11 protein-coding genes are annotated in these 12026 nt (G+C 62.6%); 8 read left to right on the forward strand and 3 right to left on the reverse strand.

Annotation, left to right across the window (positions count from 1 at the left end):
• Positions 1–185 precede the first annotated feature (185 nt).
• Complete coding sequence (gene mdh, locus DWW03_RS01935) at positions 186–1127, forward strand: malate dehydrogenase (RefSeq protein WP_022062254.1); 942 nt, start codon at positions 186–188, stop codon at positions 1125–1127.
• 121 nt (positions 1128–1248) lie between these two features.
• On the opposite strand, the gene DWW03_RS01940 is transcribed toward mdh, so the two are convergent.
• From DWW03_RS01940 to greA, 3 genes are all read right to left on the reverse strand, one after another.
• On the reverse strand, positions 1249–3552 hold the full coding sequence (locus DWW03_RS01940; RefSeq protein WP_118406188.1) for a TonB-dependent receptor: 2304 nt from the start codon (positions 3550–3552) through the stop codon (positions 1249–1251).
• Positions 3553–3787: 235 nt separating this feature from the next.
• On the reverse strand, positions 3788–4117 hold the full coding sequence (locus DWW03_RS01945; protein ID WP_171024685.1) for a hypothetical protein: 330 nt from the start codon (positions 4115–4117) through the stop codon (positions 3788–3790).
• Positions 4118–4253: 136 nt separating this feature from the next.
• On the reverse strand, positions 4254–4730 hold the full coding sequence (gene greA / locus DWW03_RS01950) for a transcription elongation factor GreA (RefSeq protein ID WP_118406189.1): 477 nt from the start codon (positions 4728–4730) through the stop codon (positions 4254–4256).
• Between the two features lie 165 nt (positions 4731–4895).
• Here greA and cls point away from each other — a divergent pair, with 165 nt between their 5' ends.
• The 7 genes from cls to DWW03_RS01985 all read left to right on the forward strand — a co-directional run bounded on the left by cls (position 4896) and on the right by DWW03_RS01985 (position 11920).
• Complete coding sequence (gene cls, locus DWW03_RS01955; protein WP_259301965.1) at positions 4896–6260, forward strand: cardiolipin synthase; 1365 nt, start codon at positions 4896–4898, stop codon at positions 6258–6260.
• A 24-nt stretch (positions 6261–6284) separates the two neighbouring features.
• Positions 6285–6896 carry a porin family protein gene (locus DWW03_RS01960; protein ID WP_022062258.1) on the forward strand — a complete coding sequence of 204 codons (612 nt, stop codon included), beginning with the start codon at positions 6285–6287 and terminating at the stop codon, positions 6894–6896.
• 258 nt (positions 6897–7154) lie between these two features.
• The gene (locus tag DWW03_RS01965) at positions 7155–7973 is read left to right on the forward strand and encodes an outer membrane protein assembly factor BamD (protein ID WP_044054464.1); all 819 of its coding nucleotides are present in this window, start codon (positions 7155–7157) and stop codon (positions 7971–7973) included.
• Between the two features lies 1 nt (position 7974).
• Positions 7975–8307, forward strand: a complete 333-nt coding sequence (locus tag DWW03_RS01970) for a DNA-directed RNA polymerase subunit omega (protein WP_015547382.1) — start codon at positions 7975–7977, stop codon at positions 8305–8307.
• A gap of 12 nt (positions 8308–8319) precedes the next feature.
• On the forward strand, positions 8320–9540 hold the full coding sequence (gene coaBC, locus DWW03_RS01975) for a bifunctional phosphopantothenoylcysteine decarboxylase/phosphopantothenate--cysteine ligase CoaBC (RefSeq protein WP_118406190.1): 1221 nt from the start codon (positions 8320–8322) through the stop codon (positions 9538–9540).
• A 71-nt stretch (positions 9541–9611) separates the two neighbouring features.
• Positions 9612–11255 carry a DNA repair protein RecN gene (gene recN / locus DWW03_RS01980; protein ID WP_015547381.1) on the forward strand — a complete coding sequence of 548 codons (1644 nt, stop codon included), beginning with the start codon at positions 9612–9614 and terminating at the stop codon, positions 11253–11255.
• Positions 11256–11332: 77 nt separating this feature from the next.
• Positions 11333–11920, forward strand: a complete 588-nt coding sequence (locus DWW03_RS01985; protein WP_015547380.1) for a histidine phosphatase family protein — start codon at positions 11333–11335, stop codon at positions 11918–11920.
• Positions 11921–12026: the final 106 nt, after the last annotated feature.

Below are 12026 nucleotides of genomic sequence, written 5' to 3' on the forward strand. Positions count from 1 at the left end.
AAAGTCCCCGCCAAGGCGGATGGTTTTCGGGCTGAAATTCCGGCCGCATGCGATAAGCCCCTCCCGAGGGAGGGGTTTGGGGTGGGGTCAGACTTGCAAACGACGCCAAAGGCGGCGACAAGGCGGCAAGGATTTCAGAGAGCGGGATTAAAAAAGAACAAACATACTTAATAAAAACAAACATTATGTCAAAAGTTACTGTCGTAGGTGCAGGCGCCGTAGGTGCAACCTGTGCAAACGTGATGGCTTGCCGCGAGGTGGCGAGCGAAGTGGTCCTCATCGACATCAAGGAGGGTCTCTCGGAAGGCAAGATGCTGGACATGTACCAGTGCTCGACGCTGATGGATTTCGACACGAAGGTCGTAGGCGCAACCAACGACTACAAGACGACGGCCAATTCGGACGTGGTGGTCATCACCTCGGGCATTCCCCGCAAGCCGGGCATGACCCGCGAGGAGCTGATCGGCACGAACGCCGGCATTATGAAGGGCGTGATCGAGAACGTCATCAAGTACTCGCCCCGCGCCATCATCATCGTGGTTGCCAACCCGATGGACACGCTGACCTACCTGGCCCTGAAGGCTTCGGGACTCCCGAAGAACCGTATCATCGGCATGGGCGGCGCATTGGACTCGGCCCGCTTCAAGTGCTACCTGGCCAAGGCCACGGGCGCTAACATCAACAACGTCGACGGCATGGTCATCGGCGGCCACGGCGACACGACGATGATTCCGCTCGTATCGAAAGCCACGGTCAACGGCGTTCCCGTTTCGCAGTTCGCTTCGAAGAAGAAACTCGAAGAGGCTGTCGCCAACACGATGGTCGGCGGAGCCACGCTGACCAAACTCATCGGCACTTCGGCATGGTACGCTCCCGGCGCAGGCGCAGCGATGATGGTCGAGGCTATCCTCAACGACCAGAAGAAGATGGTTCCCTGCTGCTGCTACCTCGACGGCGAGTACGGCCAGAAGGACATCTGCATCGGCGTTCCCGCGATCATCGGCCGCAAGGGCATCGAGAAGATCGTGAAGATCGACCTCACGAAGGAAGAGGCCGAGAAGTTCGCCGCTTCGGCCGAGGCCGTCCGCAAGACGAACAACATCCTGCACGAGATCAAGGCGCTCTAAACCGGGGGTGGGTGGCGGACCGGAATACGGAAAGCCTGTCCCGCAAAACCCAGGGAACTCCTTTACAAAAGCCGCTCCGACGATTCGGAGCGGCTTTTTCGTATCCGGAAAGGAGCGTCTATCAGAAGCTGACCTTCGCGCCGATGAACCAGCTGCGGGGCAACGAAGGTCCGTAAATGTAGCCCGAATCGCGGTCCACGCCCTTGTCGAAATCCTTCTGGTAAGCGTTGAACAGATTCTGCACGCCGCCGTAAAGCTGGAGGGTGATCTCCTTGTAGACCCGCAGGTCGTAGGCCAGACGCAGGTTCACGTCGCAGAACGCAGGCGTCGTGACGGCCACATCCCGCTCCACGCCCGATCCGGCCATGTGCTGCACGAGCATCTCGCCCGTGCAGGTTCCCGTCACGTCGGCCGTGAAATTGCGCAAGGGCTTCAGCGACGCCGTGAAATAACCGTACAGATCGGGCGTGCGAAACATCCGGCGCACGGGAGGCACCGTTTTGTCCTCGCTCCAGTATTCAGGCTCGACATAGCGGCTCCGCTGCCACGTCACGCCCGCCTGCAACTCGAACCAGCGGGTGAAAACCGCCCGGCCTTCGGCGTTCAGGCCCCTCACCGTGGCGCCCGAACCGTTGTAACGCTCCTTGATTTTGCCGCCGTCGGCCGTGTCCTCGATGTCGCGCAGGGCGAACACGTCGTCGAGACGGGTGTAGAATCCCTCGACGAGCAGGTTGGTCTGCACCCGGCCGAAAGTGTGGTAGAGGTCGGCCGAGAGGCTCACGCTGTGCGAGCGTTCCTCCTTCAGATCGTCGGCAAGCCGGATGCGGACCCGCTTGCCGCCCACGATGGCGATGTGCATGTCCTCGTCGAAGGCCTGCGGGGCGCGGTAGCCCCCGGCATAGCTCACACGCAGGTTCACCGACTCCGAAGGATTGAAGCGGACATTGGCCCGGGGGCTGAAGATCGCATGGTCCACGAGGCTGTGCTTGTCGAGGCGGCCGCCGATGAGCAGCGACCATTTCCGGGTCTTCCATTCGTTCTGGAGATAGGCCCCGACGATGTGCACCGTCTGGTCAGTGCGGATGTCATAGCCGATCGAACGGTCCGAAAGGTCGTCGTAGCTGTACTCCGTGCCGAGCGTCAGCTCCGAGGGCATGAAGAGCAGTTTGCGGAAGGCATGGACATACTGCATGCCCGCGGCGAGGGTCAGATCGTGCGTCGTGCCGTAGGCGTCGAGGTCCTGCTTGCTGCCGTAATAACTCTTGCGGGCCGTGTTCTGGAACGAGGCGTAGGCATTGAAGTGGTTGCTGCGGTCGGCCGACGAGATGTCGAACGAAAGGCTTCCGCCGTCGATGGCATGGTCGGTCTGCTCGGCGACGAAGGCTTCGTGGGGCGGCTGCTTCAGCAGGTCGCCGCCCCGGCGGTACTCGTCGATGTGGTGGTACTGCGCCGTGATGCGCGAATAGGCCCCCGTGCGGAAGAACGAGCGCATGCCCACGGACTGGCTGCTGATGACGGGCAGTTCGGTGAATCCGTCGCCGTCGTGGTCGTAGCCCGAACGGTGGCGGCTCTGGCCGAAGACGCTGATGCCCGCACGGCCGCTTTCGGAGACGATCGAAGCGTTGAGCATCGTGTTGTTGTCGTAGGAGTTGCTGCCTCCGAGCGAGGTCAGCGTATGCGACAGCTGAGCCGAACTGCGCGTCGGCTCACGGGTGATGATGTTAATCGTGCCGCCGATGGCCGACGAGCCGTAGAGCGCCGACCCGCCGCCGCGCAGCACCTCGACCCGCTCGATCATATTGGCCGGAATCTGCTCCAGCCCGTAGACACCCGTCAGGGAGGAGAAAACCGGATGCGAGTCGACCAGAATCTGCGAATAGTGGCCGTCGAGACCGTTGATGCGGACCTGCGTGAAGCCGCAGTTCTGGCAGTCGTCCTCGACGCGCACCCCGGGCTGGAACGAAAGGCCCTGGGCCAGGCACGAGGCGTTGGCCCGTTCGAACAGGCCGGCGTCCAGCACGCTCACCAGCGCCGGAGCTTCGCGCCGCAGCGTCTCCGAACGGCTGGCCGAGACGACCACTTCGTCCATCGAAATGCCGCTCTGCGCCACCTCGAAGTTGAGTTCCCGGGTCTCGCCCCGTTCGAGAGCGACGGTCATCCGACCGGAGGCATAGCCCAGCGCACGGACTTCGAGCGTCAGTTCGCCGACAGGGAGGTTTTTCAGGAAATAGTGGCCCGAAGCGTCGGTCGTCGTACCGAAAGCCGTGCCGACGACGGCCACCGAGGCGTAGGGAATGTGTTCATGGGTTTCACGGTCCACGACGTGGCCGAAAAGATTCGCGTCCGTGCTTTTGCGCGGCGCTTCGGCCGCGAGCACGACAAGGCTCTGGCACACGGACAGCGCCAACAAAATATATCGTTTCATACGAAAGTATTGAATAATGGTGAAAGTAAGTCCGCTCCGGCATGCGGATGATTGCGGCTTCCGGCCGCGTTTACAAATCCGGTCCACCCCTGAATCCCCTCCTCGGAAGGGACTTACGGCGTAAAAACACACGCCGCTTCCGCTTTGACGGCTCGGCAAACGATAAATCGTCGGCCCTCGCCTGTCGCCGCAGTTGTCGCGATGCAGCCGGACATGCCGATATTACGAAACGCAATTACGCCGCCGGAGGCGCCCGCAGGGAGAAACGCCGGACCTCGACCGCACATTTGCAGCGCGTGGCTTCGGGTTGCAGCACGGCCAGCACCTCGGCGTAGAATTCATGCGGAGGCTGGGTCTCGGCCAGGTAGGGGAAGAAATAGAAATCGTCGACGACACAGAATTCGACGACCTGTTCGGCAGCGCCGTTGTCGGGAACCAGATCGCCGCTGAAAGCCGCGAAATGGGCATGGTCCTCCAAATAGATATGCACCTTCTGACCCGCATGGGCTGCGAGCAGAACGGCCAGCATAAAGGCCGCGAGGCATTGTTTGAGGCGGAGGTGCATTGTCTTCACGGTGGCGAAGATACGAAAAAAAGGGACCGCGACAAGCGGCCCCTGCAAAAATACCTACAAATGAGGGTGTATGTCCTGTCCGGCACTCCCCGGGGGAAGCGGACACCCCCGGAAAAAGCCGGGCGGTTCAAATGCTGATGTCGAGGATCTCGAAATGGATCGTGCCGGCCGGAACCTCCACGTCCACACGGTCGCCCTTCTTGCGGCCCAGCAGCGCCTTCGCGATAGGCGTGCCGATCGCCAGTTTGCCTTCGCGCAGATTCGCCTCGTGCTCGGCGACGATCGTGTAGGTCATCTGCTTCTGATTGTTGTGGTTCAGAAGCGTCACCTTGCTCAAAATCTGCACTTTGCCCTTGTCGATCTTCGACTCGTCGATCACGCGGGCGTTGGCCATCGTATCCTCCAGTTTGGCGATACGCATCTCCAGCAACCCCTGTGCCTCACGGGCGGCATCGTACTCCGCATTCTCCGAAAGGTCGCCCTTGTCGCGCGCTTCGGCGATCGCCGCCGAAATCGCCGGACGCTCGACGGAACGCATGTGCTCGAGTTCGTCCTTGATTTTCTTGTAGCCCTCCGCTGTCAGATAAATAATCTCTTGTGCCATAATCCAATAACTCTCCGGAATCTCCCGCCGGAAGCCGGAAATTCCAAAAACCGAATAAAACGTAAAAAATAAGAATCCTGACCCGAAAAGGCCAGAACCCCGTTGCTATTGCATAGACAAAGATAGGAAGTAAAATCCATATTTCCAAATCTTTTTTCGCGCCTCGTGGCACGGATCGTGCCCGCCGTGCGGGGTATGTACATCGCCCTTACGCTTCATCTGCTGTGGACGCTCGGCGCGGCCGCCGTCATCACGCGTCGCCAACGGATACCGGCCTCGGCGGCCGCCTGGCTGGCGCTGGTCTTCCTGCTTCCCGTCGCCGGCACGCTGCTTTACGTGCTGGCCGGATACCGCCGCGCGGTCCCGGCGGCAGAACCCTACGACTGCCGGGGCGACGCCGTGGAGCAGATCGTCGCCCGCGGCTGCGGAACCCGCCCCGCGCCCCGCAACAGCGTCAGCCTGCTGCACAACGGCAGCAACGCCTTCACGGCGCTGATCGCCGCCCTGCAACACGCCGTCCGCTCGATCCACATGGAGTACTACATCATCCGCGACGACCGCATCGGGCGCACCATCGCCGAAATCCTGATCCGCAAAGCCCGCGCCGGACTCGAAGTGCGCGTCATCTACGACGCCGTAGGCTCGTGGCGGCTGAGCCGCACGACATTGCGCCGCATGCACGACGCCGGGGTACGCACGGCCGCCTTCGAGCCGGTGCGCTTCCCGTGGTTCACCACGCGCGTCTCGCGCCGCAACCACCGCAAAATAGTCGTCACGGACGGCCGTGTCGCCTTTCTGGGTGGCATAAATATTGCGAAATACTACCTCGACGGAGATTACATGGGCAAGTGGCGCGACGAGCACCTCCGCATCGAGGGCGACGCCGTGAAGGACTTGCAGCGGCTCTTCATCGCCGACTGGGCGCGGGTCACGGACGAATGTCTCGACCTGCGCCGTTACGTCGCCCCGCACGGCATCCGGCAGCGCCTGCCGATCCAGCTGGCCTGGTCCGAAGAAGGCCCCTCGCGGCTGACCATCGCCGAGGCTTTCGCAGCGGCCGTCGTCCGGGCCAGACAGCGGGTGCGCATCTGCTCACCCTACTTCCTGCCCCCGACGCTGATCCTCGACGCGCTGCGCCTTGCGGCGCGGGGCGGCATCCGGGTCGAAGTGATGATCCCGACGTGCAGCGACTCGCCGTTCTCGGACCTCGTGTCCGACTCCTACGTCGCGGACCTGCTCGACGCCGGAGTCGAGCTCTACCGCTACGACAACGGATTCCTGCACGCCAAACTGGTGATCGTCGACGACACGCTGGCGTCGGTCGGAACCGCGAACATGGACTACCGCAGTCTGACGGACAACCTCGAAGTCACGGCCTTCATCCGCGACCGCGAGACGGTCCGGCAGCTGGCGGCGACCTTCGACGACGACCTCGCCTCGTGCCGCCGCATCACGCGCGCCGAATGGAGGCCGCCGCTGTGGCGCCGGACGCTGGGCGACGTGCTCCGGCTCGTGTCACCCCTGATGTGATCCCGTCCTAAACATCAACGTCTTATGAAACACCTGGTCTTCACCCTCCTCGCCGCGCTCGTCTTCTCCGGCGCGGCCTCCGCCCAACGCCTGATGGTCGGCGTACGCGGCGGCGTCAACTTCGCCGACTACTCGTTCGTCCCGACCCGCATCGGCGACACCCGCTTCACGCCCGGCGCCGTCCGGGCCGGTTACGACGTGGGCTTCGTCCTGCGGCTCAACCTTTCGAAACACCTCCACCTGCAATCGGAACTGAACTACGCCTTCGTCAATTACAACGTGCTGGCCGAGAACTCCGGGAGCCGCCGCATCGCGCTGCGCACCGAGCGGTTCGAAATCCCCGTCCAGCTGGGCTTCCAGTTCGGCGTGCTGCGCCTGTTCGGCGGCGCGCTGTTCCGCGTCACGGAATCCGAGCGGAGCAGCGTCCCGCAGCTGCTCAAGGTCCGCTTCAACAACGGCGACGTGGGCGTCATGGGCGGACTGGGCTTCAACGTCCGCAAATTCTTCATCGACTTCCGCATCTCGGGCTACCCGCGTTCGCGCGTCTGGCACGATTTCACCTCCGAAGGAATCGCCCGGCGCGTCAAAGTGCCCCACGACATCGTCTACGGCGGGTCCCTGGGATTTTTCTTCTGACACCGTCGCCGAAAACGTCCCGGCACGGCGCGCCCCACCGCAACAAGCTGCAAATCGGGCATTTATCCACACCCCGAAACATCGTTCCGGCACCTTCGCCCCGCCCTCAAGCCCCCGCCCCGGCAGGGGCTTTTTCACGCGCCGCCGGAAAAAACGCCCCGCACGGCATCTTCGCAGCCTCCGCGAGCAATATTTTTTTTTGCAAATCGTTAATTTATGCATAACTTTGCGCGATAAAGCGCCGTAAAAGATTCATAAATGAAGCAGACTTTTTTATACGCCCTTTGCGGAGTGGCGGCAGCGATCATCCTCGGAGGATGCTCCGGGATGAACGCCCTTCTGAAAAGCGGGCAGCCCGAACTGATTTACAGCAAGGCGCTGGAGTACTACCAGAAGGAGAAATGGCAGCGCGCCTCGACCCTTTTCGAAGGCGTGCAGCACTACTACACGGGCTCGTCGCGCGAAGACAGCATCTCGTTCTTCAACGCCCGCTGCAAGTACAAGAACCGCGATTTCGACACGGCTTCGACCCTGCTGGACGACTTCCGCCGCAAATTCGGCCGCAGCGCCTTCATCGAAGACGCCGAGGGCATGTACGCGCTCTGCTTCTACTACCTCTCGCCGGGTCCCTCGCGCGACCAGACGATGACCGGGCACGCGCTGATCGCCATCAACGAATTCATGTCGCGCTATCCGCAGAGTGACCGCGTCGAGAACTTCCGCAAGATCAACACCGAGCTGACCGAACGGCTCCACGAGAAAGCCTACCTGAACGCCTACACCTATTATAAGACGGGCAAATACAAATCGGCGATCGTGGCGTTCAAGAACGCGCTGAAACAATACCCCGAGAGCAAGCGCCGCGAAGAGATCATGTACCTGATCGTCGATTCGGGCTACCGCCTGGCCAGCAACTCGATCTCCGAAAAGCAGACCGACCGCTACCTGTCGATGCTCGACTCCTACCTCTCGTTCAAGGAGGAGTTCCCCGAATCGACGCACATCAAGAGCCTCGACCGCATGGCCCAGCAGGCACGCGACTACCTCGACCGCAATAACAAAGACAACAACATATAAGATGGAAATCAAGAAGAACATTCCCAACAACACCATCACGCGCAAGCTGGTGGATCTGGACCGGGAGACGGGCAACGTCTACAAAAGCATCAACATCATCGCCCGCCGCGCCAACCAGATCTCGACCGAACTCAAGACGGAGCTTAACCGCAAGCTCGCCGATTTCTCGTCGCCCACCGACACCATGGAGGAGACCTTCGAGAACCGCGAGCAGATCGAGATTTCGCGTTACTACGAACGCCTGCCCAAACCGGTGATCATCGCCACCGAGGAGTTCCTCGACCACGAGCTGGTCTACAAGGAGGGCAAGGACGGCGTGATGAAGGAGATTTAAAATCCGCACGCAATGGCATCCCCGGGCACGCGTCCCCCGCTGGCGGGACGCCACATACTGCTGGGTATCACGGGTAGCATAGCGGCCTACAAGGCTGCCGTGCTTTGTCGTTTATTGAAGACGGCCGGCGCCGACGTGCGCGTGGTGATGACTCCGCTGGCGAAGCAGTTCATCACGCCCCTGACGATGGCCACGCTCTCGAAGAACCCGATTCTGGTGGAGTTCTTCGACCCCGAAAACGGCGCGTGGAACTCCCACGTGTCGTTGGGCGAATGGGCCGACTGCTACCTAATCGCCCCCGCCACGGCCAACACCCTGGCCAAAATGGCCTCCGGCATCGCCGACAACCTGCTGCTGACCACCTACCTCTCGGCCCGCTGCCCGGTCGCCGTGGCTCCCGCCATGGACCTGGACATGTACGCCCACGAGGCCACGCAGCAGAACCTCCGGACACTCGCCCGGCGCGGCGTGCACATCGTCGAGCCGGGCGAAGGCGAACTGGCCAGCGGTCTTCAGGGCAAGGGCCGCATGGCCGAACCCGATGCGATCGCCGCATTCGTCGGCGGTCTTCTCCGTGAAAAAAAAAAGAACCTGCAAGGTAAACGGCTGATCGTCACGGCAGGAGCCACGATCGAAGCCATCGACCCCGTGCGGTTCATCTCGAACCACTCCTCGGGCAAGATGGGCTATGCCATTGCCGGGGAGCTGGCCGACAGAGGGGCCTGCGTGACGCTTGTCACGGGCCGCACGGAGCTGCCGACGCCCGCGGGCGTGGAGCGCGTGGACGTGCTCTCGGCCACCGAGATGTACGACGCCGCGGTCCGGGCTTTCGAAGGGTCCGACGGGGCCGTGATGTGCGCCGCCGTGGCCGACTACACCCCCGACCGGGTTTCGGACACCAAAATCAAGAAATGCGACGGCGACATGTGCATCACCCTGCGCCGCACGCGCGACATCGCCGCCGAGCTTGGAGCGCACAAGGGCGGCCGCCTGCTGGTGGGATTCGCCCTGGAAACCCACGACGAACAGGCGCACGCCGAAGCCAAACTCGAAAAGAAGAATTTCGACTTCATCGTCCTCAACTCGCTGCGCGACGCCGGAGCCGGCTTCCGCGGCGACACGAACAAGGTGACCTTCATCGACCGCACGGGCCGCGAAGAGCTTCCCCTGCTGTCGAAGCGCGAAGTCGCCGAACGCATCGCCGAACGTATCGAAGAGTTTTTCGCCGAATAGCGCGCAATCGCACCCGGTTTTCGTTTTTTCATTTTTAATTCTTAATTTTGAATTCTTAATTCCGAATTGGTATGCTACGCCGTCTGTCGGTCGAAAACTACGCGCTCATCGACAAGCTCGAAATGGAGCTGGACCCCCACCTGAACATCATCACGGGTGAGACCGGGGCCGGAAAATCCATTCTGCTCGGCGCGCTGGGCCTGCTGCTCGGAGCCAAGAACGACGGGCAGGCGATGAAGGACGCAACGCGCAACTGCACGGTGGAGGGGACCTTCGACCTCGCGGGAAGCAGTCTGGAAGCGTTTTTCGCCGAGAACGACCTCGACTATGCCCCCGAAACGACCCTGACGCGCATGATCACCCCTGCGGGCAAGAGCCGCGCCTTCGTCAACGACGTACCCGTGCAGCTGGCGCAACTGCGCGAACTGGGCGCACGCCTGCTGGACATCCACTCGCAGCACCAGAACCTGATCCTCTCGTCGGAGGAGTTCAGGACTTCGGCGCTCGACACCGTGGCTGCGAACGGGGAACTGCTGACGCAGTACGCCGCGCAGTATGCCCGGCTTACGGAGCTGCGCCGCCGTCTCGCGGCCCTGCGCGAAGAGGCCGCCAACGGCCGCCGCGACGAAGAGTGGCTCCGGTTCCAGACCGAGGAACTCACCTCGGCCAACCTGCGCCCCGGCGAGCAGGCAGAGCTGGAGGAGGAGCTGGCGGTGCTCGAAAACGCCGACCGCATCGGCGAGGCGCTGACCTCCCTGCGCAACGCCCTCGACGCCGACGAGACCGGGGTGCTGGCGCAGCTCAAGAATTCGGAGAACGAACTCAACCATATCCGCAGCCACTACCCCGCCGCCGGGGAATATGCCGGACGGCTGCGCTCGGTGCTGGAGGAACTGAAGGACATCAACGGTTCGGCCGCCGCCGCATGCGAACGGCTCGATGCCGACCCCGAGCGGCTGGCGAAGTGCTCGGCGCGGCTCGACACGCTGATCGCCCTGCAACAGAAACACCGCGCGGCGGACGAAGCGGAGCTGATCGCCCTGCGCGACCGCTGCGCCGCACAACTCGCAGCCATCGTCCACAGCGACGAGGAGATCGCCCAAGCGGAAGCGGCCCTATCGGAAGCCGCCGAAAAGACCGCGACGCTGGCCGACCGTCTGCACAAGACGCGCGAAAAGGCCGCTGCGGGATTCGAGAAACACATCCTCTCGACCCTCGCCCGGCTGGGCATGCCCGAGACGGTTTTCCGCATCGCCCTGACACCCCTCGCAGAGCCGGGACGCACGGGCCGCGACAGCGTGCAATTCCTCTTCACGGCCAATCCGCGAATGACGCCGCAGCCCGTCGAGCGCATCGCCTCGGGCGGCGAGCTTTCGCGCGTGATGCTGGCCCTGAAAGCCCTGCTGGCCGAACGGATGCAACTGCCGACGATCATCTTCGACGAGATCGACACGGGCGTTTCGGGACGCATCGCCGACGCCATGGGCGAAATCATCGCCTCGCTCTCGGCCTCGATGCAGGTGGTGGACATCACCCACCTGCCGCAGGTCGCTTCGAAGGGCACGGCGCACTTCGTGGTCTACAAGCGCGGCGGGCGCACCGACATCACGCGCCTGGGCGACGAGGAGCGCGTGACCGAGATCGCCAAGATGCTCTCCGGCTCGGAAATCACCGACGCCGCCGTGGCCCAGGCCCGCATCCTGCTCGGCAAATAGCCGTACAAAACCGATTTCACACGTGACGGAGCGGCCGGACCGCTCCGCCCGCCGTTATAACCCCTAAAAAACACGACATGAACGACATCCTCGAAATTGCGGCCGCCAACCAGCAGCGCGCCCGCGAGGTCATCCGCGACACCGATCTGGAGGCCATCTGGCGCTCGGTGGGCGCCGAAGCGAACCTCGTAGGCTCGCTCCGCACGGGTCTGCTGATGAAGCACCGCGACATCGACTTTCACATCTACTCCTCACCGCTCCGCGTGGCCGACAGCTTCGCCGCCATGGCCCGGCTGGCCGAAAATCCCCGCATCCGTCGCATCGAGTACGGAAACCTGCTCGACGCGCAGGACCAGTGTCTCGAATGGCATGCGTGGTATGCCGACGCCGACGAACGGCTCTGGCAGATCGACATGATCCACATGCCCCGCGGCTCGGCCTGGGACGGCTATTTCGAACGCGTGGCCGACCGAATCAGCGCCGTACTGACCGACGAGACGCGCCGCGCCGTCCTGCAAATCAAGTACGACACGCCCGACGAGGTGAAGATCATGGGCATCGAATACTACCAGGCGGTCCTTCGCGACGGCGTGCGCACCTATGCCGAGTTCGAAGCATGGCGTGCGGCGAACCCCGTCGAGGGCATTCTGGAATGGATGCCGTAAGCCCGCCGGAAACACCGCTCCCCTGCACGGCCCTGCCGGCCGGCATATGGAAAGCATTGAACCGCAAATGCGGCAAGGAGAAATAACCGCCGCAGCCTCAAAGAAA

The organism is Alistipes sp. AF14-19 (assembly GCF_003461645.1).
Taxonomy (GTDB): domain Bacteria; phylum Bacteroidota; class Bacteroidia; order Bacteroidales; family Rikenellaceae; genus Alistipes; species Alistipes shahii.